The following is a 23,425-nucleotide window of genomic DNA, read 5'->3' as shown; positions in this document are numbered from 1 at the left end:
CCCATGTATCGCTGAGCCGGCTTGGCATTTCTCTCTGTCCTCGTTGCAGAGCGAGGGGGCGCGAAGTTAGCCGGGTATGAAATTCACGAAACAGCAACAAATCCGTTGTCCGATTGTCATCAGCGACACATATTGCCTTTGCGGGAGTGCCCCTTTCGCCAATGACAAACGGGAGATGAAACATGAAGTTGTTCGGCTTTGCGGCCGGTGTTGCCGCCACCTTGACCCTGCTTTCCACCACCTCCGCCTTCGCCGCCACCCAGATCAGTTGGTGGCATGCAATGACCGGCGCCAATGCCGAGGTGGTCGACAAGATCGCCAAGGATTTCAATGCCAGCCAGAGCGACTATGAAATTCTCCCTGTTTTCAAGGGCACCTATCCCGAAACGCTGAATGCCGGCATCGCTGCCTTTCGTGCGGGGCAAGCGCCCGATATCATCCAGGTGTTCGACGTGGGTACCGGCGTCATGATGGCCGCCGAAGGTGCGATCAAGCCGGTGGCCGATGTGCTGACCAGCGCCGGCGTGACCTTCGACAAGAGCCAGTATTTGCCCGGCATCGTCGGCTACTATTCGAAGCCGGACGGGACCATGCTGTCCTTCCCCTATAATTCCTCGTCGCCCATCCTCTACTACAACAAGGATATCTTCCAGAAGGCCGGGCTTGATGTGAACAATCCGCCAAAGACCTGGAACGAGGTGTGGGAAGCCGCCAAGAAGATCAAGGCGAGCGGCGCCGCTTCCTGCGGCTATACCTCGACCTGGTTGACCTGGATCCACCTTGAGGCCTTCGCTGCCTGGAACGACGTTTCCTATGGCACCAACCAGAACGGACTTGCCGGAACCGACGTCGAGCTCAAGATCAATGCGCCGATCTTCGTCAATCATTTCCAGGCCCTCGCCGACCTGGCCAAGGACGGCACCTTCAAATATGGCGGCCGTACATCCGAAGCCAAGCAGATCTTCCTTGCCGGAGAATGCGGCATCTTCACCGAATCGTCGGGGGGTCTCGGTGACATCGTCAAGTCGGGCATGAACTACGGCATCGGCCAGCTTCCCTATGATAGTGACGCCAAGGGCGCGCCCCAGAACACCACGCCGGGCGGCGCCAGCCTGTGGGTGTTCGGCAACAAATCGGACGAGGAATACAAGGGCGTCGCGGCGTTCTTCTCCTACCTGTCCAAGACCGAAGTGCAGGAGTATCTGCACCAGAAGTCGGGTTATCTGCCGGTGACGCTCGCTGCCTATGAGGCGACGAAGAAGTCCGGCTTCTATGACAAGAATCCGGGCCGTGAGACGCCGATCCTGCAGATGCTGGGCAAGGCGCCGACCGAGAACTCGAAGGGCGTGCGCCTCGTCAACCTGCCGCAGGTGCGCGACATCGAGAACGAGGAGTTCGAGAAGATGCTGGCCGGCCAGCAGACTGCGCAGCAGGCGCTCGACAACGCGGTCGCACGCGGCAACAAGGCGATTCAGGAAGCGATCGGAAATTGAAGCGATTTGTCAGTTGAACCTCGTCCACGCGGACCCGCGTGGACGACTTCCTGAACAGCGAGGGAACCACACTGTCTCCACGCGTCGTCTTTCCCAACAAGACCCTGCCTTACCTGCTGGTGGCGCCGCAACTCGCCATTACGCTGATCTTTTTCTACTGGCCGACGGGGCAGGCGCTCTACCAGTCGATGCTTAGGGAAGACCCGTTCGGGCTGAAGAGCAAGTTCGTCGGGCTCGCCAATTTTCGCAAGGTGCTGGCCGACCCGGCCTACCTCAACTCGATCAAAGTTACGCTGGTGTTCTCTCTGGCGACCGCGATGGTCGCCATGGGTGTGGCCCTGTTGCTTGCCGTCATGGCCGAGAAGGTGGTGCGCGGCAAAGGCCTTTATCGCACGCTGCTGATCTGGCCGTATGCGGTGGCGCCGGCGATTGCCGGCATGTTGTGGCTGTTTCTGTTCAACCCCTCGATCGGTTCGCTGGCCTACGCCTTGAGAGGTCTCGGCATTGCCTGGGATCCTTTGCTTAACGGCAACCAAGCCATGATCCTGCTGGTGTCTGCGGCTGCCTGGAAGCAGATCAGCTACAATTTCCTGTTCTTCGTCGCCGGGCTGCAGGCGGTGCCGAAGACGTTGATAGAGGCGGCGGCCATGGACGGCGCCGGGGAGACGAAGCGCTTCTGGACCATCGTCTTCCCGCTGCTCGCGCCGACGACCTTCTTCCTGCTGGTCGTCAACACGGTCTATGCGCTGTTCGACACTTTCGGTATCGTCCATGCCGTCACCGGCGGCGGGCCGGGCAAGGCCACCGAGACGCTGGTCTACAAGGTCTACAATGACGGTTTCGTCAATTTGATCCTCGGCGATTCGGCCGCGCAGTCGGTCATCCTGATGGTCATCGTCATCTCACTCACGGCCATCCAGTTCCGCTATGTGGAACGCAAAGTCCACTACGGTTGAGCGCGAGCGATGATTGGTCAGTCCCCGCTTCGCGCCCTCATCGCCCACGCCGTGCTCATCCTGGGCATCCTGATCGTCGCTTTCCCGATCTACTACACCTTCGTTGCCTCCACGCAGACGCTGCAGACCATCCTCAAGCCGCCATTGCCTCTTTTGCCCGGCGACCAGGTCTGGAACAATTACAGCGAGGCGCTGTTCGGCGGTGTCGGCCGCATCGGCGGCGTCAGTGTCGGCCGATTGCTGCTCAACACCACGATCATGGCGCTCGGCATCGCGGTGGGGAAGATTTTCATCTCGATCCTTTCGGCCTATGCGATCGTGTTCTTCCGTTTTCCGCTTCGGATGGTCTTCTTCTGGCTGATCTTCATCACACTGATGCTTCCCGTCGAGGTGCGCATCCTGCCGACCTACAAGGTGATGGTCGATCTCGGCATGATCGACACCTATGCCGGCCTGATCATTCCGCTGATCGCCTCGGCCACCGCCACGCTTCTGTTTCGCCAGTTCTTCATGACCATCCCAGGTGAGTTGGTGGAAGCGGCGCGTGTCGACGGCGCCGGACCATGGCGCTTCTTTTTCGACATCCTGCTGCCGCTGTCGCGCACCAACATCGCAGCACTGTTCGTCATCCTCTTCATCTATGGCTGGACGCAGTACCTGTGGCCGCTGCTCGTCACCAACAGCAACGACATGAACACCATCGTCATCGCACTTAGAAAGATGGTCTCCTTCGCCGATGCCGATACCCAATGGCATCTGGTCATGGTCACCGCGATGCTGGCCATACTGCCGCCGATCCTGATCGTGGTGCTGATGCAACGCTGGTTCGTGCGCGGACTTGTCGATTCCGAAAAGTGAGAAGCCGATGGCGACCGTCGATCTGAAGGATGTGAAGAAGGTCTATCCCGGCGGCGTCGAGGCGGTGAGGGGTGTCTCGATCGCCATTCCCGACAAGGAGCTTTGCGTGCTGGTTGGGCCGTCCGGCTGCGGCAAGTCCACGCTGCTGCGGATGATCGCCGGGCTTGAGACCATTTCTTCCGGCACCGTCGCCATCGACGGCAAGATCGTCAACACGATCGGTCCGACCGAGCGCGACATCGCCATGGTGTTCCAGAACTATGCGCTCTATCCACATATGAAGGTCTACGACAACATGGCCTACGGGTTGCGCAACCGGGGTACTCCCAAGGACGAGATCGACAGCAGGGTTCGCTCGACCGCCAAGGTGCTGGAGCTCACGGCGCTGCTCGACCGGCGCCCGCGCGAGCTTTCCGGCGGCCAGCGCCAGCGCGTGGCCATGGGTCGCGCAATCGTGCGCAATCCGAAAGTCTTCCTGTTCGACGAGCCGCTTTCCAACCTCGACGCCAAACTGCGCGGCCAGATGCGGGTTGAAATCAAGAATTTGCAGCGCTCGCTCGGTGTCACCTCGGTCTACGTCACCCATGACCAGCTTGAGGCGATGACGCTGGCCGATACTCTCGTCGTCATGAATGGCGGATTGGTCGAGCAGACGGGCGCGCCGCTCGACATCTACGAGAAGCCGGCATCGACCTTCGTCGCCTCCTTCATCGGAGCGCCGCCAATGAACCTTCTGCCTCTTTCGCAAGGACCGGCTGGTCCGGCGCTGACCGACGGCAAGACGGTTGACTTCGCGCCTACGAACGCCGCCACGCTTGGCTTCCGCCCTGAGGATGCCGACGTCACCTTCAGTGCCGAGGCATCATCCGGCGCGCTTATTCTGCCTGCGGCGGTCGAGGCGGTCGAACCTGTGGGAGCCGAAAGCTTTCTTCACTGTGCCGCCGGCGGCAACCGCATCGTCGTGCGTGTGGCCGGCCGCGCCACGGCCAAACCCGGCGATCAACTGCGCGTCGTGGCCAGGGCCGAGAAGCTGCATTGGTTCGACAATGCTGGGAAACGAGTCGATTGACGCAGCCGCTCGCGCCAATCCGACGCATCGGCAGTTCAGGCGAAGACATGCGCCTTGCCGGAAACTGTCAGACGCACGATCTCGCCGACGGCAGGTGCGTCGATTCCCGGCTTGCGTAAGGTCAGCGGTGTGCTGCCGATCGCCGCGGCGTCCGGCGGATCGGGGTTGTTCAACAGCCGCACGGCAATGGTGCACATCGAGCCTGCGAATTCCGAGTCCGTCACCTCGGCGAATATCGTGCCCGCAGGACCCGACATGCCTTCGCGCGACGTGCGCTTCACCTGCACCTGCTCCGGTCGCAGCATGATGCGGGCGATGTCGCGCCGCTCCTTCGAGTCGACGGCTATGCGACCAAGCGAGGAGGTGGCGAAGCCGCCTGAAATCTTTGCCGGCAAGATGATGGCGTCGCCAAGAAACTCGGCAACCATGCGGTCTTTCGGCTGCAGATAGAGTTCTCGCGGTGTGCCGATCTGAGAGAACTTTCCGTCGCGCATGACCGCCACCTGGCTGGCGAAGGACAGCGCCTCGGCCTGGTCGTGGGTGACCAGGATGGTGGTGATGCCGGCGGCTTCGAGTAGTTCGGCGACCGCCTTGCGCATCGAGGCGCGCAGACCGGTGTCGAGCGCCGAGAACGGTTCGTCGAGAAGCATCAGCCTGGGCTTCATCGCCATGGCGCGGGCCAGCGCCACGCGCTGCTGCTGGCCGCCGGAGAGCTGGTGCGGGCGGCGCTTGAGGATCGCCTTGTCCAGCCCGACGGTATAGGCGAGCTCGGCGATGCGCTCGGCGCGCTGGTCCTCGCCGCGGGCCATGCCAAAGCCGATATTGTCGCCGATGCTGAGATGCGGGAACAGGGCGCCGTCCTGCGCCACCAGGCCGATGCCGCGGCGGTGCGCCGGCACCGCTTGGCCGCCATTGGCCAGCACCTCGCCGTCGAGCACGACGCGGCCCTGGTCGGGCGCCTCGAAGCCGGCGATCAGCCGCAGCAACGTCGTCTTGCCGCAGCCGGACGGGCCGACGATCGCGGTGCGACTGCCGCTTGCGGCGCTGAGCTCGATGCCGGCAAGGGCTGCGACCGGGCCGTAGTGCTTGGTGAGGCCACTGATTTCGAGAAAGCTCATCGCCCGGCCATCCGTTTCGACTGGACATAGAGCAGCCAGGTCAGCGGCAGCGACATCGTCACCATGATGAAGGCGTAAGGGGCGGCCGACGCATAGTCGATCTCGCCGCTATAGGACCAGAACGCCATGGCCAGCGTGCGCGTGCCGTTGGGCGCCAGCATCTGGGTGGCGGTCAGCTCGTTCATGATGCCGAGCGCGACCAGCGCCATGCCGGCCGCAGCCCCCGGCGCCGACAGGCGAATCGTTGTCGACCAAAGCGCCTTCAGCGGCGGCCGGCCAAGGCTGGCGGCGGCGCGTTCGAGCTCGACCGGCGCCTGTGCGATCGAGGCTCTGAGGCTGATCAAGGCGCGCGGCAGGAACATCAGGGCATAGGCGACCAGGATTGTGAACAGCGTCTGGTAGAGCGGCATGGCGATGCGCACGGTAATGGTGACCAAGGCCAGCGCGATGACCACGCCGGGCAGCGAACCGACAATGTAGTTGCAGCCTTCGAGCAGCCGCTGCAGCGGTCCCGGCGCGCGGATCGAGATCCAGGCCATCGGCATGGCGGCGATGGTCGCAAGCAAGGCGCCGGCCAGCGCCAGGAACAGCGTCTGGCCCAGCGCCAGGCCGATCTCGTCCAAACGCCAGACATCGGCCCCGCCGGCGACCAGCCAGCGGCCGACGGTTACGAAGGGCACGCCGATGGCGAGCAGCGTGGTGACGGTAGGCAGAGCTAGGCAAGCCAGCGTGGCGCGCCCGAGCCTCGAGCGCTGCCGGTGGCGCGCCGCGCCTGAGCCGACGCGGGCATAGCGCTCTTCGCCGCGCACCAGCACCTCCAGAGCGAGCAGCACGAAGCAGCATGTCACCAGGACACCGGCCAGCATGTTGGCGGCTGGGCCGTTGAAGGTCGACTGGAACTGGTCGACGATCGCGGTGGTGAAAGTGTCGAAGCGGATGAAGACATAGAGGCCGTATTCGGCCAGCAGATGAAGTCCAACCAGCAGCGCACCGCCGCAAATGGCGAGCCTGAGCTGCGGCAGCACGACGCGCCAAAACACGCGCCATGGTCCGAGGCCAAGCGCTGCGGCCGCATCTTCCAGGGCGGGATCCAGCCGGCGCAATGCGGCCGCTAGTGGCAGATAGAGGAACGGGAAATAGGCAAGGACCGACACCAGCACGCCGGCCCACAGGCCGTGCAGCCCCGGCACCAGGGTAATCCAGGCATAAGAGTGCACGAAGGCGGGGATGGCGAGCGGCGCGACCGACAGCCAGGCCCAGAGGCGGGCGCCGGGCAGGTCGCTGCGTTCGGTCAGCCAGGCCAGCGCTATCGACAGCACAGCGGCAATCGGTACGGTGAGCGCCACCAGAAGCACGGTGTTGACCAGGAGTTCACCGACGCGCGGCCGAAAGATCAGAGCCGAGACGGTGTCCCAGCCCGTCTGCACACCGATCCAGATGATGAACGCCAGCGGCAGCAGCGACAGCAGCGAGACGATTATGGCGGCAAGCGCGATCCAGGACATGGGCTTCCGGCGGGACCGCCCGACTGTCTGGCCTGAACGTGCGAGATCGACCGCAGTTTGCATCAGCTCGACCGCGCCACTGCCGCCGGGGCGGGGGCGCCGCAGGCGCGGCCGGAAACGCAATGTGTCGTCATGGACAATGCCATCTCGAAAACAGAGCGCTCCTGCGGAAAGTCCGGCAGGAGCGCAATCGTTGCCCTTTTAGGACGAACCCAGCCTAAAGCAAGCCGGCTGCCGTCATCAGGTCCGTCACCTTTTTGGAATTCAGTGTCGCCGGATCGACCTTCGGCGCCTGCAGGTCGGCCAGCGGCACCAGCCTGGGATTGGACTGCGCGCCCTTGCCGATAGCGTATTCGAAGGATGTGCCGGTCTTCAGCACGTCCTGGCCGCCTTTGCCGGTCACCCATTTGAGAAACGCCCGGGCTTCCTTCGGGTGCTTGCTCGAGGCCAGCACGCCGCCGCCGGAGATCGAGACGAAAGCGCCGGGATCCTGGTTCTTGAAATAATGCAGTTCGACGTTCTTGCTGTTTTCGCCGGTCTTTGCCTGATCGCCGAAATAGTAATAGTGGTAGATGATTCCGCCTTCGATCTCGCCGGCATTGACCGCCTTCATCACCGTGCCGTTGCCCTTGTAGGCGGTGAAATTCTCCTTCATGGCCTTCAGCCAGTCGGCGGTTGCGGCTTCGCCCTTGAGCTCGAGCAGCGCGCTGACGATGGCCTGAAAATCGGCGCCGGAAGGCGAGGCTGCCCAGCGGCCTTTCCAGGCGGGATCGGCGAGATCGAGCATCGATTTGGGCAGCTTTTCGGCCGTGAGCTTGGTCTTGTTGTAGGCAAAGACGGTGCTGCGCGCCGCGACACCCACCCATTTGCCGCTGCTCGGCTGGAATTCGGCCGGGACTTGCGCCAGCGTGTCGGCGTCGACCGGCGCGAAAAGGCCCGCCGCTTCGACCAGAGTCATGGCCGGCGAGTTCTCGGTCAGGAACACGTCGGCCGGCGAAGAAGCGCCCTCGGCGACGATCTGGTTGGAGAAATCGCTGTCGCCGCCATTGCGCAGCGTGACCTTGATGCCGGTTTCCTTGGTGAAACCTTCGACCCATTCCTTGGCCAGGCTCTCATGCTGGGCGTTGTAGACGATGATGCCGGCATCCGCGGCCATCGCCGGCCCGGCGATCATGCTAACGGCCAGCGCTGTGGCCCCCGCTAGGGTGGAGAGCGTGTATCTCATGGCGTCATCCTCAATCTCGGTGGTTCTGGTTTCGCAGGCTGCACCTATCGATACCTGACAGCAGTAGTCAACATTGCTCGGCTGCTTCAATCGGTCGCCGCTCCCGCAAACTTTCGTGATTTTGCGGCACTTTGGCTTGGACATTATTTCGCCGGACACGTAACAAATCGGTGCCGAGGCGCGAAGATCGGGGAGTGAACTCTTGTGAGCGGCAAGGATGAGGCCGAGCTTTCCCGGCTGATGCGGGCCGCGATCGCGGGAGATGAAAGGGCCTACGCCGACTTTTTGCACCGGATCGCCGCGCTGGTTCGCGGCTTTGCGAGGCGCAAGATCGTACAGGGCGGGGTCGATCCCGAGGATGTCGTGCAGGAAACCTTGCTGGCCATTCATGTGAAACGGCATACCTGGCGCCAGGACGCGCCGGTGTTGCCGTGGATCTATGCGATAGCCCGCTTCAAGCTGATCGATGCTTTCCGGCGGCGCGGACGGCGCATCGAAATCGAGATCGACGAGATCGCCGAGACCTTTGCCGAGCCGGAAACCGAGACCGTCAGCGAACGCGACATCAACCGGGCGCTGGACGGACTGCCGGCTGCGCAGCGTTCCGTCGTTTCTTCGATCTCGGTCGACGGCCGCTCCATCGGCGAGACGGCGGCCAGGCTCGGCGTCAGCGAGACGGCGGTGCGGGTGTCGCTGCATCGCGGGCTTGCCGCGATCGCCAAGCGATTTGGGCAGGGGCGCTTCGGGCGGCAGTGACATGAGGACGGAGGATCTCATCAAGGCACTCGACGCCGACACAAGCAGCAAGGCGATGCCGCTGCGCTCGGCCTGGTTGATGGCGGCGGCAGCCGCGGCGGTGATCGCGGCTCTGGTCTTCTTTCTCACCATCGGCCCGCGTCCCGACATCATGACCGCCATGCACACGATGCGGTTCCTGGCGAAGTTCGTGTTCACCATCGTGCTCGCCGTCACCGCCTTTGGCCTGGTCCGGGCGTTGTCGACGCCGGGCGCTTCGACGGCAAGAGCCGCGGCCTGGGTGCTGGCGGCGCCGCTGATGGTGGCCGTGGCGGTGGCTCTCGAACTGTTCATGGTGCCGGAGCCGATGTGGAGCACGCGCATGGTCGGCTCCAACATGATGATCTGCATGGGCTTCATCCCGCTGATCGGAATCGGCCCGCTTGCCGTCTTCCTGTGGATGCTGCGCTATGGCGCGCCGACGCGGCCGGTGTTGGCCGGGGCGGTCGCGGGACTGCTCGCCGGCGGCCTGGCGGCGACCTTCTACGCCGCGCACTGCTTCGACGATTCGCCGCTTTTCGTCGCCACCTGGTACACGCTCGCCATCGCCGTCCTCGCCGGTCTGGGCGCGCTCGGGGGACGGTTCTTCGTGCGCTGGTGACCGGGCCGTCCAAGATCGCCCAATAATCACCGATCCTTAATCATGCCGGGAATTGTTTGCGGGTTCACCGTGTTGCCGGTGGCTCCGGCGCAACCTTTCCTTAAAATCGATCATCCAGTGTTTTTTGCAGAAATGTGTTGCGCATGGGGTGGCATGCACAGTGATGCGACGAGAGCGAAAAAGCCTGCGGGCTGACAGTCACGTGGCTTTGGTGCTTGCGGCCGGAGGGCTTTGCGCTGCCGTGGTCGCGCTCCTGCTGTCGCGGCTCGATGTCAGCGCCGAAGTGCTGAAACTCTGCCTGCAGATATCGGTGCCGGTCGCCGCCGTTGCGCTGATTCTCGCCGCCCTGTTCATTTACCGGATACTGGACGACCGCCGGCAGATCGCCGAAAGCGAGCAGCGTTTCCGCCGCGCCATGGAGGATTCGGCGATCGGCATCGCCATTGTCGGCCTCGACGGCCGCATCCATGAAACCAACCCGGCCTTCGCCGCCATGCTCGGCTATAGCAAGCAGGAGATCGAGGCGCTGACCTTCTTCCAGATCACCCATCCCGACGATGTGCAGATCGGCCGTGAGACGATGGACGGCATGCGGGCGGGCACCGTCAACGCCTTCCACTTCGAAAAGCGCTACCTCAGGAAGGACGGCACGCCGGTATGGGCCCATCTTGCCGGTTCCGTCATTCGCGACGAGAAGAGCGGCCGCCCGCTCTACCTGGTCTCCCAGATCGAGGATATCGATGCGCGCAAGCAATCCGAGGCGCGCATAGCCGAGGCCGAAACGCGCTGGAATTTTGCCCTGGCCAGCGCCGGACAAGGCGTCTGGGACCTCGACATGCGCAAGGGTGGCACCACCTACTCCGCCACCTGGGTGAAGATGCTGGGCTATGCCGATGGCGAGCTGGACGGCGACCCCGACCGCTGGCTGGCGATGATCCACCCCGACGATCGCGAAAACGTCGCCGAAGCTGATCGTGCCCATCTGGAGGGCAGGACACCGTTCTTCGAAGCCGAGTTCCGGATGCGCCACAAGGATGGCCACTGGGTCTGGATCCTCGACCGCGGCAAGACGCTCGAACGCGACAAGGACGGACGGCTGGTCAGGGCCATCGGCAGCCTGACCGACATCACCCAGCGCAAGCAAACCGAGGAAAGCCTCATCGTATCGGCGGCAATGCTGGCCGACGAGAAGGAGCGGCTGAGGGTGACGCTGCAGTCGATCGGCGACGCCGTCATCTGCACCGATGCCGCAAACCGCATCACCTTCATGAACCCTGTCGCCGAAAAGCTCACCGGCGTTGTTGGCGCAGAGGCGCTCGGCAAGACGCTTGGCCATGTCTACTGGGCGGTGGACGAAGAAACCGGGCAAAGGATCGGCATGACGCGGCCGGCGCTCGGCAGCGCCAGCCCTGCCGACCAGAACAGTCGCGCCGTCCTCATCCGTCGCGACGACACGCGCTGCAGCATCCGCCAGGTGGTGTCGCCGATCATGAACGACCGCCAGGAGTTCTGTGGCCTGGTCATCGTCTTCCAGGACTTCACAGATGCGCGCGCCTTGCAGCGCCAACTCGCCTATGCCGCCGCGCATGATGCGCTGACCGGCCTTGCCAACCGTTCGAGCTTTATCCGCACCATGGAGGAACTGGTCGACCGGAGCCGCAAGGCCGGCACGGCCAGGCCGGCGGGCGAGCATCATTTCATGTTCATCGATCTCGATCATTTCAAGCTGGTCAACGACACTGGCGGCCACGCCGCCGGCGACGCCTTGCTGAAGCGGGTTGCCGAGGCCATTCGCGGTGCGCTTGGGCCGGAGGATATCGTGGCCCGCCTCGGCGGCGACGAATTCGCGGTCGTCCTAAAAGCCGGCTCGAGCGCCGGCGCCAGGATTGCCGCGCGCTCGATCATTGAAGCGATCCGCGCCCTGCAGTTCACCTGGGACGGCCGGCCGCATGCGATAGACGCCAGCATCGGGCTGGCGCCGATCCACAGCAACAGCGGTGAAGTCGACGAGATCATCGCCCGGGCCGATGCTGCCTGCTATGCGGCCAAGGCCGCCGGCCGCGGCTGTGTTTCCGTGGCGCCTGACGATACCGGATCAAGCGGCCAAGCAGAGCCGCCGCTTGCAGCGGCGTCCCGAGGGCGGAACTAAGTTACCGTTTTTGTGGGTTAGCGCGTCGGAACCGGATGCTCGCCGCGATAATCGTAGAAGCCGCGCCCGGTCTTGCGGCCGAGCCAGCCGGCCTCGACATATTTCACCAGCAGCGGGCAGGGGCGATATTTCGAATCCGACAGGCCGTCATGCAGCACCTGCATGATCGACAGGCAGGTGTCGAGGCCGATGAAATCGGCGAGCTGCAGCGGTCCCATCGGATGGTTGGCGCCGAGCCGCATGGCGGTGTCGATGGCATCGACCGAGCCGACCCCCTCATAGAGCGTGTAGATCGCCTCGTTGATCATCGGCAACAGAATGCGGTTGACGATGAAGGCCGGAAAATCTTCAGAGACGGTGATCGTCTTGTCGAGCTGTTTCACATAGGCCTTGGCCGCCTCGAAGGTCTGATCCTCGGTAGCGATGCCGCGCACCAGTTCGACCAGCTTCATCAGCGGCACGGGGTTCATGAAATGTATGCCGATGAAACGCTCAGGACGGTCGGTCTGCGCGGCAAGCCGGGTGATCGAAATCGACGAGGTGTTGGTCGCCAGAATGGCTTCCGGGTTGAGCTGGGGACAGAGCTGCGCGTAAATCTTGCGCTTGACCGTCTCGTCCTCGGTCGCCGCCTCGATAACCAGATCGGCACCGGCGAGATCAGCCATGGTGGGGGCTGCGGAAATGCGCGCCATCGCTTCGTTACGCAGCTTTTCCTCAAGCTTGCCGGAGCCGACCTGGCGGGCCATGTTGCCGCTGACCGTGGCAATGCCCTTCTCGATACGGTCGGGCGAGACGTCGTAGATCAGCACCTTGAAACCCGAAAGTGCTGATACATGCGCGATGCCGCCGCCCATCTGGCCGGCGCCGATGATGCCGATCGTCTCGATCTTGGCCATTTGCAGCGATCCCGTCGAAAAGGCCTTTGCGGCCTGCTTTTTGTGCAGTGCAAACTAAAAGGGTGGGGCAGCTTCGTCTACCCCACCCTTTCACAATTTAATACGCTTTGGCAGAAAGCGTCAAAGCGCCTTTTGCAGTTCCGGCAGGATGACGAACAGGTCGCCGACCAGGCCATAATCGGCAACCTGGAAGATCGGCGCCTCTTCGTCCTTGTTGATGGCGACGATGACCTTCGAATCCTTCATGCCGGCAAGGTGCTGGATGGCGCCGGAAATGCCGACGGCAATATAGAGGTCAGGCGCCACGACCTTGCCGGTCTGGCCGACCTGCCAGTCATTCGGGGCGTAGCCGGCGTCGACGGCAGCGCGCGAGGCGCCGACGGCTGCACCGAGCTTGTCGGCGACCGGCAGGATGACTTCCTGGAACTTTTCCGAGGAACCGAGCGCGCGGCCGCCCGAAATGATGATCTTGGCCGAGGTCAGCTCCGGACGGTCGGTTTCCGAGAGTTTGTTCTCGACGAAAGTGGAGAGGCCGGGATTGGCCGCGGCCTTGACCGTCTCGACAGCTGCCGAGCCGCCCTCCGGGGCAGCCTGGAAGGAGGCGGTGCGCACAGTGATGACCTTCTTGGCGTCGCTCGACTGCACCATCTGGATGGCGTTGCCGGCATAGATCGGCCGTTTGAACGTGTCTGGTGAAACCACTTCGATGATCTCGGAGACTTGCGCGACATCGAGCAGGGCCGCCACGCGCGGCGCGACATTCTTGCCCGACGAGGTCGCCGGCGCGATTATGGTGTCGTAGGCGCCGGCCAGCGAGACAACGAGTGCGGCGAGCGGTTCGGCGAGGCGCTCGGCCAGTTCGTCGGCCTCGGCCAGCAGCACCTTGCTCACGCCCTCGAGCTTGGCAGCGGCGTCGGCCGCGCCCTTGGCGCCTTTGCCGGCGACCAGCACATGCACGTCCGAACCGATCTGCAGCGCCGCCGAGAGCGCCTTCGCGGTCTGGTCGGAAAGGCTGGCGTTGTCGTGTTCTGCGATGAGGAGAATGGTCATTTTATCTGTTCCTTCCAGTCTCAGAGCACGCCGGCTTCGTTCTTGAGCTTGTCGACCAGTTCGGCGACACTGTTGACCTTCACGCCTGCCTTGCGGCCGCTGGGCTCCTCGGTCTTGAGCACCTTCAGGCGCGGCCTGACGTCGGCGCCGTAATCGGCCGGGCTCTTTTCGTCGAGCGGCTTCTTCTTGGCCTTCATGATGTTGGGCAGCGAGGCATAGCGCGGCTGGTTGAGGCGAAGATCGGCGGTGATGATCGCCGGCATCTTCAGTTCCACCGTCTGCAGGCCGCCGTCGACTTCGCGCGTCACCTTGGCCTTGTCGCCGTCGAGCACGACCTTGGAGGCGAAAGTGCCCTGTGCCCAGCCGAGCAGGGCGGCCAGCATCTGGCCGGTCTGGTTCGAGTCATCATCGATCGCCTGCTTGCCGAGGATCACGAGACCGGGCTGTTCGGCGTCAACGACGCCCTTCAGCACCTTGGCGACGCCGAGCGGCTCGGTCTGCTCGTCGGTCTTGACCAGGATGGCGCGGTCGGCGCCCATGGCGAGCGCGGTGCGGAGCGTTTCCTGCGCCTGCTGCGGGCCGACCGAAACGACGATGATCTCTTCGGCCTTGCCGGCTTCCTTCAGCCGGAGCGCCTCTTCCACCGCGATCTCGTCGAACGGGTTCATCGCCATCTTGACGTTGGCGAGTTCCACCGCCGAACCATCGGCCTTGACGCGAACCTTGACGTTCGCATCCACAACCCGCTTCACGGGCACAAGGATCTTCATTGTCTGTCACCTCTCCTGAGATATCCGGGCGCGCTATAGCAGCGTGCGCCTCCGCAGAGTTGTCGAAAGCCGACATTCCTGACTGAATTCCGGCCAAACGGAATCCTGGCCGGACGAATTCTGGTCTTCTGCCGCCTAGCGGTGGCGCTCTCCGTAGTTGTGGCGACGCAACACGTCAATATGCCACGGCAGCGGCCAAACCACCCAAATCGGTTCACTTGTGACCGGAAGCGCCACCCCGGCCCCAACGCGTCTCAGGTTGCACGGGAGCGGGACCGGCTGGCGCCGGCCCAGTAGAAGCGGCTGGCTGATCGGCGGGTTCCGGCTCGCCGTCGTCACCGGCGAGCAGCGGCACGCCGCGGCTGCGCATGATGAGCACCAGCACGCCACCGGCAATGATGCCGCCAATATGGCAGGCCCAGGATATCTGGTTTTCGCCGCCGGCGGCAAACATCACCACCTGGAAGCCGATCCACAGGATCAGCGGGATGAAGGCCGGGATACGCAGCGGAATGCGGGCAAAGACCAGCACCCACACTTTCACCCGGGGGTAGAGGACCAGATAGGCGGCGACGACGCCGGCAATGGCGCCGGAGGCGCCGATCAGCGGCACCTCCGAACTCCAGGCGACGAGCCCTTGGAAGAAGGCGCCGGCGATGGCGCAAAGCAGGTAGAAGATAAGGTAGCGGATGTGGCCGAGTGCGTCCTCGACATTATCGCCGAACACCCACAGGAACAGCATGTTGCCGCCGAGATGAAAGATATCGGCATGCAGGAAGGCATAGGTGAGGTAACTCAGGCTCTCCGGAATGACGACGAATTGGGGCGAGAGTTCTGCCGTGTCGTGGACAACCGAAGGGATGAAGCCGAGGCCGAGCACGGCGGCGTTGTTGAAATTTTCGCCGCCGATCGTGGTGATGAGAAAGACCAACACGTTGGCCGCGATCAGGCCGATCGTCACATATTGCAGCCGGATGTGGCGCAACCTGTTGGAGTCGTAAAGCGGGATGAACATGCCCCAAGCCCTTTCCCGCCTTCGAAAATTCAGCGGTTCTTGCCGGGCACCCATAACACGTCGGCATTTCCGTTGTCATTGACCGCACGAGCGGCGACGAACAGAAAGTCCGAGACGCGGTTTATGTATTTCAGCCCCTCGCGATTGACATGTTCGGCCGGGTCCTGCGCCAGTGCCACCATGATCCGCTCGGCCCGTCGCGCCACGGTGCGGGCAAGATGAAGTGCTGCCGCCGCCGGCGTGCCGCCATTGAGCACGAAGGATTTGAGCGGCTGCAGATCCTTGTTGAGAAGGTCGATATCCTTTTCGACGCGCTCGGTCTGCGAGGCGATGATGCGCAGCGGCTCGTAGCCGAGCGGCTTGCCGTCGTCGGGCACGGCGAGATCGGCGCCGAGGTCGAACAAATCGTTCTGGATGCGGGACAGCATGGCGTCGATGGCGGGATAACTTGCCGCTGTGTGCAGGCGGGCGATGCCGATGCAGGCATTGGCTTCATCGACGGTGCCGTAGGCATCGACGCGCAGGTCGGATTTCAGCCTGCGTTCACCGGTGCCGAGGCCAGTGGTGCCGTCATCGCCGGTGCGGGTGTAGATCTTGTTGAGCTTGACCACGTCGCCTCCCGAACGGCCGTCACTTGCGGGTGAAATACACCACCAGCAGGATTAGTGCCAACGCCAGCGCCTGCAGCAGCACGCGTGCCTGCATCAGCTTGTTCGAGCTCACACCGGAGCCGCCGCGCATCATGTTGATGAGGCCGCGGACAAGCACGATCACCACGGCGACCATGACGAGGACGAGGAGGACTTTGATGACGGTTGCCATGATCTGTTCCCAGTTCTGTTGCGATCAGGCGCGTCCGGCCAGAACGCGGTAGAGCATCGATGCCGGCAGGATGCGCTTGAGCATCACGCCAATCCTGGCCGGCACTGTTACCACATAGTGCGGGCGCGGGCGCCGCGACAGAAGTGCATGGCGCAAGGCCGCATAGACCACCTCCGGCCCCTTTTTCAGCCGTGATGAGCTGCCGCCGGCCCGAAGCCGCGCCAGCTGCGCGGCATAGGCGACGTGGTGGACGGAATTCTCGTGGTCGATGTTTTTCAGGAACCAGAACAGCCCGTTGCTGGCGATTTTCGAGGTCACCGGCCCCGGTTCGATCAGCGAGACATGGATGCCGCTGCCCCTGAGTTCCTGCTGCATGCACAGCATCAGGCCTTCGAGCGCGTGCTTGGAGGCTGAGTAGGCGCCGCGAAAAGGCACCGGCGCTAGCCCAAGGATCGAGGAACAATGAACGAGGCGGCCATGTCCCTGGCGACGCATTACCGGTACGATGCGTCGGGTGAGGTCGTGCCAGCCGAAGAAATTGGCCTCGAACTGCTCGCGCAATGCCGCAACCGGCAGGTCTTCCACGGCGCCGGGCTGTGCATGGGCGCCGTTGTTGAACAGGGCGTCGAGGCGTCCGCCTGTCCGCTCCAGCACCGATGCCGCAAGTGCTGCGATGGAATCCGGCTCACGGTAGTCGAGATAAAAGGCCTCGATGCCGTCGGCTTCAAGTGCGGCTATGTCATCCGGCTTGCGCGCCGTTGCAAACACGCGCCAGCCATCCGCCTTCAGCGCACGGGCGCAGTGGGCGCCTATCCCGGACGAGGCGCCGGTGACGATGATGGTGCGCAACTCTTTGGCAGGCGGCATCGTGGTTTGAGCAAGGGTTGCCATTTGCCACAATCCCTTCCCATATTCGCGGCGTCGAGACAATCGAAGGGAACGCGGCTCTTGATGCGGAATATCGTCGTGCTGCGCCGCGTGCTCTATGACGCGCTTGGCCATTTCAACACCGATGACGGCTGGGCCATGGCCAGCCATCTGGCGATCACTTCGCTCATGGCGCTGTTCCCGTTCCTGATCTTCGCCACCACGCTGGCGAGCTTCCTCGGTGCGCAGGCGTTCGCCGATACTGCCGTGCACCTGGTCTTCGACACCTGGCCCGAACAGATCGCCAAGCCTATCGCGCGCGAGGTGCTCAACGTGCTGACCGTGCGGCGCACCGATCTTTTGACCTACGGCGTGCTTCTGGCGGCCTATTTCGCCTCCAACGGCATCGAGGCGCTGCGCACCTCGCTCAACCGCGCCTACCGCGTCGCCGAAACGCGCGGCATCATCTACCGCCGGGTGCAGAGCATTTTCTTCGTGCTGATCGCGACGGCCGGTTTCCTGGCGATCAGCGTGCTCCTGGTCTTTGCGCCTTTGCTGGCGCGGCTGGCGGAAGCTCATTTCGAGTGGATCAAACCCTATACGGGCACGATCACGCTGTGGCGCTACGTCATCGCCTCAACCGTCATCATTGGTGGCTTGTTTGCCGTCCACTACTGGCTGCCGGCGGGCAAGCGCCGCTTTGTCTCGCTGGTGCCTGGCATCATCTTCACTCTGGCTGCGTGGCTTGTCGGCTCGACGATGTTCGCGACCTACCTCGACCATTTCTCGTCCTATGTGACGACCTATGCCGGCCTCGCCTCGATCATGATCGCCGTGGTTTTCCTCTATATGCTGTCGGCGATCTTCATCCTCGGCGGCGAACTCAATGCGGCGATCAGCCGCTTTCTCGAAGCGCGCGCACGGGTCGGCAGCTAGGTTTTGGCTGGCCGAGCCGTGGCCAGCCCGACGCCGAGCGTCGCGATTGCCATGCCGACGATCTGCACGAGGCTGAGCTGTTCGCCGAACAGCGCCCAGGCGATGACAGCGGTGACGGCCGGCACCAGGTAGAACAGCGACGCGACCTTCGACATCTCGCCGTCGCGGATCATCACCATCAGCAGGAAGATGGCGCCGATCGACAGCACCAGGACCAGCCAGGCCATGGCGAAGATCAGTTCGCCGTTGATGATCACCGTGTGGGTCTCCAGTGCCAGCGAAGCCAGGATCATCAGCGAGCCGCCGCCGATATATTGCCACATCGTCGCCGCCACCAGGTCGCCACCCGAGGCATAGCGCTTCTGCCAGATGGTCCCGGCGCTCATGCCCAGCACCGAGACCAGCGACGCCGTCAGGGTTTCGGGCGTAACGCCGCCGCCGAGAGCGCCGAGCTTCGGCCACAGCACGATGATCACTCCCACAAGGCCGACGGCAAGGCCGGCCCAGTGGCGCGGCAGGATGTCCTCGCCGAGGAACCGGCCGGCAAGCACGGCGGTGATCAGCGGTTGCAGGCCGACGATCAGCGCCGAAAGCCCGGCGGGCATGCCCCTGTGGATCGCCCAGAACACGGCGCCGAGATAGATGCCATGCATGAGGATGCCGGCGACCGTGGCGTGAAGCGCTTCTGCCCTTGTGGCTCGCTTCGAGCCAAGCACGAGCATCAGCCCGGCAAGCAGCAAGGCGGCGATGACAAAGCGGGCCGCCAGAAAGGTGAAGGGCTCCGCCCAGGGCATGGCGTAGCGCGCGCCGATGAAACCTGTCGCCCACAGGACGACAAACGAGGCGGGGATGAACCGCTTGAGACTGTGCATTTTCGGGGAAGCCGTTTCCGGTGGAGAGGTCCGATTCGGTGAAGAGACAAATACGGCAATTGCTCTAATGCGGTTCAATCCGGCAAGCAAAGCGAAACAATTGGTACATAAGCTCATCCTGATGTAGGAGGTGGCCGAATTCAAAGGGCGGCGTCAGGGCAATCGACTTCTGTCGATGGATCCGGCGACATGGCGTTTTGGCTTCGACAGGGAGCGCGCATGCTGTTGCATCTCGACACAAGCTGGCTTTTGATGACGGTGGCCAGTGTGGCCGTGTTCGGCTTCTTCTTCGGTTCAGCGCTCGACGCCATCATGCAGGAGGACGGTTTTGGGTCGACCGGCAACACATTGCTGTTCACGCTCGGCTTTTTCGCCGCGGTCATGGCCGCGAACGAACATGGCATCGTCCTGAGAGATCTGAAGCTCGCGGTTGCCTGGGGACTGGGCGGCGCCTTCGCGTTTATAGGCGCGTTGGCGCTGCTCAAGGCGGGGCTGGCCCGGCTTTAGTCAGAGCCCGACCAGCCGCCTGACATCGTCCGGCAACATGCCTGCCCGCCTCAGCGCGGCAAGGCCGGTATCAGCAAAACTCTTCGACAGTTTGCGCCCATCCGGTCCGAGTATGAGACGGTGGTGGAAATACTGCGGCTGGCCGAGGCCGAGCAGTTCCTGCAGCAGGCGCTGGATGCCGGTCGCGGAATAAAGGTCGCGGCCACGCACGACATGGCTGACGCCTTGCAGAGCGTCGTCAACGACCACGGCCAGGTGATAGCTGGTCGGGATGTCGCGGCGCGCCAGAATGACGTCGCCCCAGTCCTGCGGACGCGCCTCGACTCGCTGCGTCGCCGAAAGCGTCTCGTTGGTGAATTCGCGCCAGGACAAATCCGTGCCGACGCGCGCCAGCGCTGCATCAATGTCGAGGCGCCAGGCGAAGGGCGCATTTTCGGCGATGCGGCGGTTGCGTTCGCTGACCGGCAGCGCCTTGTCGGCGGCGGGATAAAGCGGCACGCCGTCCGGGTCGCGCGGCCAGCCGCGGCCGCGCTTTTCGCTGTCGGCGATGAAGGCCCTGATCTCGCCACGGCTCATAAAGGCAGGGTAGACGAGTTCTTCGCGGACCAGCCCGTCGAGCACGGCCTGATAGTCGGAGAAATGCTCGGCCTGGCGCCGCACCGGCTGTTCCCATTCGAGACCTAACCATTCGAGGTCGCGAAAGATGCCGGCCTCGAATTCAGGCGTGCAGCGGATCGTGTCGATGTCCTCGATGCGCAGCAGCAGGCGGCCGCCGGCCGCACGCGCCAGTTGCTGGTTGAGCAGTGCCGAATAGGCATGGCCGAGATGCAGTTCGCCATTCGGGCTCGGCGCGAAGCGGAATGTCAGGAGCGTCATCTCACAAGCGGCAATCGGGTTGTGCAGCGGTTTTGCCAATTGCTACCGTGAGGTCGGTTCAGGAACAAGAAAACATGCAACGCATCGCGACACTGGACGATATTGCGCGCGGGCTGGATGCGCTTTGCGCAATCGATCCGCGCCTGGAAAAGGTGCGCGGCATGGCCGGCGAGGTGCCGCTGCGGCTGTCGGAGCCCGGCTTTCGAAGCCTGGCCTCCATTATCGTTTCGCAACAAGTATCCCGTGCGAGCGCCGATGCCATTTTCGGCCGGCTGGTGAAACTGGTCGATCCGCTAACGCCGCAGGCGATCCTTGCCGCCGGCGAGGACATGTTTCGTGAGGCTGGGCTGTCGCGGCCGAAGCAGCGCGGTCTGATCGCGGTTGCGCAGGCCGTGGTTGAGGGGCTCGACCTGCATCACCTCTGTTCGCTCGACGCCGAAGAGGCGATCGCGGCTATGATCGCGGTGCCGGGCATCGGCCCGTGGACGGCGGAAGTCTATCTCCTGTTTGCCGCCGGCCACCCCGATATTTTCCCCGCGCGCGACGTCGCGCTGCAGAGCGCGGTTGGCCACGCGCTCGGCATAGAGCCGCGTCCGCCGGAGAAAACGCTGATCGCCCTGGCCGAATCATGGAGCCCGTGGCGAGGCGTCGCATCGCGGCTTTTCTGGTCCTATTATCGCGAAACCAGGGGCCGGGACGCAGCACCTCCGGCCTGAAACCGTAAAAAAGCATGAAAATCCTGCATTTTTGCCGCTTTTGGCTGATGACAATCCGCTTCACATCCCTGTCATGTCGGGCTTACAGTATCCGCGCCGATCGGTTCTAGAACGAGGAGGTCAACAAGGTGACGGTTGCCGTATCTCCGGATGGGCTTCCTGCGCTGGTGCTGAATGCGGATTACCGTCCGCTCAGCTATTACCCCTTGTCGCTCTGGTCCTGGCAGGACGCCATCAAGGCGGTGTTCCTCGACCGGGTCAACATCGTCGCCGAATACGAGCATGCGGTGTCTTCGCCGACCTTTTCGATGAAGCTGCCCAGCGTCGTCAGCCTGAAGGCCTATGTGAAGCCGTCGAGGCACCCGGCATTCACCCGCTTCAACGTGTTCCTGCGCGACCGCTTCCAGTGCCAGTATTGCGGCACGCCCGAGGATCTGACCTTCGACCACGTCATCCCGCGCCATCGCGGCGGGGCCACGACGTGGGAGAATGTCGTGGCCGCCTGTTCACCCTGCAATCTGAGGAAGGGCGGCATGATGCCGGCGCACGCCAAGATGTGGCCGCTGCAGAAGCCATACCAGCCGACCGTGCACGACCTGCACAACAATGGCCGGCTGTTCCCGCCCAACCATCTGCATGAAAGCTGGATGGATTATCTCTACTGGGATGTGGAGTTGGAGCCGTAGGGATTGGCGCGATCGGCCTTGCCAGGGCAATCGCCGATGTCAGGTGCTGCCCCTCATCCGGCTGCCGCCACCTTCTCCCCCTATAGTGACGGGGAAAAGGGAATTGGCTGCAACCTCGGCGCTCGTTCTGCAACGTTGAAAATTGGCGAAAGCATGGATGAAAGTGTCTTTCTCCCAGTCGCTATACGGGGAGAAATGCCCGGCAGGGCAATGAGGGGCGGCGCAACCGTTCAAGCCCAGCCGCAGAATGGGCGGTGCGAGTTCTGTTTCTCGCGTCGCTAGATCAGTCGCGCGCCAGCGCGCCGCGGAAGGCGACGGCGGCGAGGATGAAGCTGGCTATGGCGTTCCAGCCGGCCAGCGACAGGCCGAGGATACGAAGGGCTGCCTTGTCGCAGGATGGCGGCACGAATTTGTCGAGCGCGTCGAGCACGCCCTTGCCGCCGGTGTCGACCGGGCCGGCGCCGGCCGTGCAATCGGCCGGGCCCTGCCACCAGGCCCATTCGACGCCCGAATGATAGACGCCGAGATAGAGCCCGTAGAGCATCAGCAGGCCGCCGACGGCAAGCAGGCCGCGCGTCAGCCATGCGGGTGCGCTGAACATCGAGGCGATCGCCGCCAGCAGCATCAGCGGGGCGCCGATATAATAGGGCGTGCGCTGCTCCAGGCACAGATGGCAGGGGATGTAGCCGCCTATGTGCTGGAAGGCGAGCGCGGAGCCGACCGTGGCGGCCATGGCGACGGCGAGAAACAAAGCGGTGCGCGTCCGCTGGCGTCCGGTATCGGCTGTCATCGTGGCTGTCATGTTTCGTCCGTTGAATTCGCCGTCCGCCGGCATAGTCCTGACCCACCGCCCGCCTTGGGCGGTCAGAAGGCGTATTTGACGACGATATAGAGCAAAATCAGGGCGGCGGCGCCGGCGCCGACGATCAATCCCAAACGCTTCTCGATGAATTCCTTGATCTCTTCGCCATAGCGGCGCAGCAGCCAGGCAAGAAGCAGGAAACGAGCGCCACGCGCCAGGATGGCGGAGACGATGAAGACGAAAAGATTGACGTGGAGGGCGCCTGCCAGAATGGTGACCACCTTGATCGGCGGCAGGTGGGCGGCACCCGATGTGACGAGCAGCACCAGCATCAGCCCGGTGCCGGCCGACTGCCACCTCTCGAACGCGTCAAGGCCGCCAAAGTGCTCCAGCATCGGCCGTGCTATCGTGTCGTAGGCATAGTAACCGATCAGCCAGCCGGCAATGCCGCCCAGCACCGACGCGACAGTGGCGGTCAGCGCGTAGCGATAGGCGCGTTCGGGCCGCGCCAAAGCCATGGGCAGGTACAAGACGTCGGCAGGTATGAAAAACACCGAGCTTTCGACGAAAGCGATGAAGGCCAGCCACCATTCGGCGGATTTGCGGGCCGCCAGCGACAAGGTCCAGTCGTAAAGTCCGCGAAGCATCGGCTCTCCTGGATGCAGGTTGCCACACGCAACGCGCTTTGATGCGCGTCTGTCTAGAAAGATTTTCCGCGCCGCACAATGGCAGGAGCGTCACGAAACAGAAAGGCGGGCTTTTGCCGCAAGCAGGGCACGGCGGCGCATTTGGCCAGTTGACGAACAGGCCTCCAACCGTATAGTCCGCGCCCATCCAGGCC

At 63.4% G+C, this 23,425-nt stretch carries 25 protein-coding genes; 11 read left to right on the top strand and 14 right to left on the bottom strand.

Features of this window, described 5'->3' with window-relative positions:
* Positions 1–182 precede the first annotated feature (182 nt).
* The 4 genes from ugpB to AC3EML_RS00340 all read left to right on the top strand — a co-directional run bounded on the left by ugpB (position 183) and on the right by AC3EML_RS00340 (position 4,376).
* Positions 183–1,493 carry a sn-glycerol-3-phosphate ABC transporter substrate-binding protein UgpB gene (ugpB, locus tag AC3EML_RS00355; RefSeq protein ID WP_023685331.1) on the top strand — a complete coding sequence of 437 codons (1,311 nt, stop codon included), beginning with the start codon at positions 183–185 and terminating at the stop codon, positions 1,491–1,493.
* 71 nt (positions 1,494–1,564) lie between these two features.
* The gene (ugpA, locus tag AC3EML_RS00350; RefSeq protein WP_023685330.1) at positions 1,565–2,449 is read left to right on the top strand and encodes a sn-glycerol-3-phosphate ABC transporter permease UgpA; all 885 of its coding nucleotides are present in this window, start codon (positions 1,565–1,567) and stop codon (positions 2,447–2,449) included.
* A gap of 9 nt (positions 2,450–2,458) precedes the next feature.
* On the top strand, positions 2,459–3,307 hold the full coding sequence (ugpE, locus tag AC3EML_RS00345; RefSeq protein ID WP_023698704.1) for a sn-glycerol-3-phosphate ABC transporter permease UgpE: 849 nt from the start codon (positions 2,459–2,461) through the stop codon (positions 3,305–3,307).
* 7 nt (positions 3,308–3,314) lie between these two features.
* A complete protein-coding gene (locus tag AC3EML_RS00340) occupies positions 3,315–4,376 on the top strand; it encodes a sn-glycerol-3-phosphate import ATP-binding protein UgpC (protein ID WP_352521793.1) in 1,062 nt (353 codons plus the stop codon).
* Positions 4,377–4,411: 35 nt separating this feature from the next.
* On the opposite strand, the gene AC3EML_RS00335 is transcribed toward AC3EML_RS00340, so the two are convergent.
* The 3 genes from AC3EML_RS00335 to AC3EML_RS00325 all read right to left on the bottom strand — a co-directional run bounded on the left by AC3EML_RS00335 (position 4,412) and on the right by AC3EML_RS00325 (position 8,224).
* Positions 4,412–5,494, bottom strand: coding sequence for an ABC transporter ATP-binding protein (locus AC3EML_RS00335; protein ID WP_352521794.1), 1,083 nt, complete (start codon positions 5,492–5,494; stop codon positions 4,412–4,414).
* Positions 5,491–7,062 (bottom strand): ABC transporter permease, encoded by a 1,572-nt coding sequence (locus tag AC3EML_RS00330; RefSeq protein ID WP_023748490.1) that lies wholly within the window; start codon positions 7,060–7,062, stop codon positions 5,491–5,493. Before AC3EML_RS00330 ends, AC3EML_RS00335 begins: the two co-directional genes overlap by 4 nt.
* Before the next feature lie 154 nt (positions 7,063–7,216).
* Entirely contained in the window at positions 7,217–8,224 is a 1,008-nt protein-coding gene (locus AC3EML_RS00325; protein WP_023748489.1) for an iron ABC transporter substrate-binding protein, read from the bottom strand.
* Positions 8,225–8,428: 204 nt separating this feature from the next.
* Between AC3EML_RS00325 and AC3EML_RS00320 the strand changes: the two genes are divergently transcribed.
* The 3 genes from AC3EML_RS00320 to AC3EML_RS00310 all read left to right on the top strand — a co-directional run bounded on the left by AC3EML_RS00320 (position 8,429) and on the right by AC3EML_RS00310 (position 11,769).
* Positions 8,429–8,980, top strand: a complete 552-nt coding sequence (locus AC3EML_RS00320) for a sigma-70 family RNA polymerase sigma factor (RefSeq protein ID WP_023671665.1) — start codon at positions 8,429–8,431, stop codon at positions 8,978–8,980.
* Position 8,981: 1 nt separating this feature from the next.
* On the top strand, positions 8,982–9,620 hold the full coding sequence (locus AC3EML_RS00315) for an NrsF family protein (protein ID WP_352521795.1): 639 nt from the start codon (positions 8,982–8,984) through the stop codon (positions 9,618–9,620).
* Between the two features lie 202 nt (positions 9,621–9,822).
* The gene (locus AC3EML_RS00310) at positions 9,823–11,769 is read left to right on the top strand and encodes a PAS domain S-box protein (RefSeq protein ID WP_352521796.1); all 1,947 of its coding nucleotides are present in this window, start codon (positions 9,823–9,825) and stop codon (positions 11,767–11,769) included.
* Positions 11,770–11,786: 17 nt separating this feature from the next.
* On the opposite strand, the gene AC3EML_RS00305 is transcribed toward AC3EML_RS00310, so the two are convergent.
* From AC3EML_RS00305 to AC3EML_RS00275, 7 genes are all read right to left on the bottom strand, one after another.
* Entirely contained in the window at positions 11,787–12,665 is an 879-nt protein-coding gene (locus tag AC3EML_RS00305; protein ID WP_023671668.1) for a 3-hydroxybutyryl-CoA dehydrogenase, read from the bottom strand.
* A 120-nt stretch (positions 12,666–12,785) separates the two neighbouring features.
* Positions 12,786–13,715 carry an electron transfer flavoprotein subunit alpha/FixB family protein gene (locus AC3EML_RS00300; RefSeq protein WP_352521797.1) on the bottom strand — a complete coding sequence of 310 codons (930 nt, stop codon included), beginning with the start codon at positions 13,713–13,715 and terminating at the stop codon, positions 12,786–12,788.
* Positions 13,716–13,735: 20 nt separating this feature from the next.
* Positions 13,736–14,485: an electron transfer flavoprotein subunit beta/FixA family protein gene (locus tag AC3EML_RS00295; protein ID WP_023694013.1), complete on the bottom strand. Its 750-nt coding sequence runs from the start codon at positions 14,483–14,485 to the stop codon at positions 13,736–13,738.
* A gap of 214 nt (positions 14,486–14,699) precedes the next feature.
* A complete protein-coding gene (locus tag AC3EML_RS00290; protein ID WP_027050721.1) occupies positions 14,700–15,500 on the bottom strand; it encodes a rhomboid family intramembrane serine protease in 801 nt (266 codons plus the stop codon).
* A gap of 29 nt (positions 15,501–15,529) precedes the next feature.
* Positions 15,530–16,111 carry a cob(I)yrinic acid a,c-diamide adenosyltransferase gene (locus AC3EML_RS00285; RefSeq protein WP_027050720.1) on the bottom strand — a complete coding sequence of 194 codons (582 nt, stop codon included), beginning with the start codon at positions 16,109–16,111 and terminating at the stop codon, positions 15,530–15,532.
* Positions 16,112–16,130: 19 nt separating this feature from the next.
* Positions 16,131–16,322 carry a twin transmembrane helix small protein gene (locus AC3EML_RS00280; RefSeq protein ID WP_023671673.1) on the bottom strand — a complete coding sequence of 64 codons (192 nt, stop codon included), beginning with the start codon at positions 16,320–16,322 and terminating at the stop codon, positions 16,131–16,133.
* 24 nt (positions 16,323–16,346) lie between these two features.
* A complete protein-coding gene (locus tag AC3EML_RS00275; RefSeq protein ID WP_081732471.1) occupies positions 16,347–17,213 on the bottom strand; it encodes an SDR family oxidoreductase in 867 nt (288 codons plus the stop codon).
* A 60-nt stretch (positions 17,214–17,273) separates the two neighbouring features.
* On the opposite strand from AC3EML_RS00275, the gene AC3EML_RS00270 reads away from it, so the two are divergent.
* On the top strand, positions 17,274–18,125 hold the full coding sequence (locus AC3EML_RS00270) for a YihY/virulence factor BrkB family protein (protein ID WP_023671675.1): 852 nt from the start codon (positions 17,274–17,276) through the stop codon (positions 18,123–18,125).
* On the opposite strand, the gene AC3EML_RS00265 is transcribed toward AC3EML_RS00270, so the two are convergent.
* The gene (locus AC3EML_RS00265) at positions 18,122–18,997 is read right to left on the bottom strand and encodes a DMT family transporter (RefSeq protein WP_031195766.1); all 876 of its coding nucleotides are present in this window, start codon (positions 18,995–18,997) and stop codon (positions 18,122–18,124) included. The genes AC3EML_RS00270 and AC3EML_RS00265 overlap by 4 nt on opposite strands.
* A 219-nt stretch (positions 18,998–19,216) precedes the next feature.
* Here AC3EML_RS00265 and AC3EML_RS00260 point away from each other — a divergent pair, with 219 nt between their 5' ends.
* The gene (locus AC3EML_RS00260) at positions 19,217–19,504 is read left to right on the top strand and encodes a hypothetical protein (RefSeq protein WP_023671677.1); all 288 of its coding nucleotides are present in this window, start codon (positions 19,217–19,219) and stop codon (positions 19,502–19,504) included.
* Here AC3EML_RS00260 and gluQRS read toward each other — a convergent pair whose 3' ends face one another.
* Positions 19,505–20,380, bottom strand: a complete 876-nt coding sequence (gene gluQRS, locus AC3EML_RS00255; protein WP_352521798.1) for a tRNA glutamyl-Q(34) synthetase GluQRS — start codon at positions 20,378–20,380, stop codon at positions 19,505–19,507.
* A gap of 74 nt (positions 20,381–20,454) precedes the next feature.
* Between gluQRS and AC3EML_RS00250 the strand changes: the two genes are divergently transcribed.
* Both AC3EML_RS00250 and AC3EML_RS00245 read left to right on the top strand, forming a co-directional pair.
* Positions 20,455–21,096 (top strand): DNA-3-methyladenine glycosylase family protein, encoded by a 642-nt coding sequence (locus AC3EML_RS00250; protein ID WP_023685318.1) that lies wholly within the window; start codon positions 20,455–20,457, stop codon positions 21,094–21,096.
* A 128-nt stretch (positions 21,097–21,224) separates the two neighbouring features.
* Complete coding sequence (locus AC3EML_RS00245) at positions 21,225–21,782, top strand: HNH endonuclease (protein WP_008874122.1); 558 nt, start codon at positions 21,225–21,227, stop codon at positions 21,780–21,782.
* Between the two features lie 283 nt (positions 21,783–22,065).
* Here AC3EML_RS00245 and AC3EML_RS00240 read toward each other — a convergent pair whose 3' ends face one another.
* Positions 22,066–22,584 carry a disulfide bond formation protein B gene (locus AC3EML_RS00240; protein ID WP_352521799.1) on the bottom strand — a complete coding sequence of 173 codons (519 nt, stop codon included), beginning with the start codon at positions 22,582–22,584 and terminating at the stop codon, positions 22,066–22,068.
* Positions 22,585–22,646: 62 nt separating this feature from the next.
* Positions 22,647–23,231 carry a YqaA family protein gene (locus tag AC3EML_RS00235; RefSeq protein WP_023673756.1) on the bottom strand — a complete coding sequence of 195 codons (585 nt, stop codon included), beginning with the start codon at positions 23,229–23,231 and terminating at the stop codon, positions 22,647–22,649.
* Positions 23,232–23,425: the final 194 nt, after the last annotated feature.

This window comes from Mesorhizobium sp. P170090, assembly GCF_057786115.1.
Note: the sequence above shows the minus strand (reverse complement) of the source record. Positions and strands in the feature narration are given on the sequence as shown.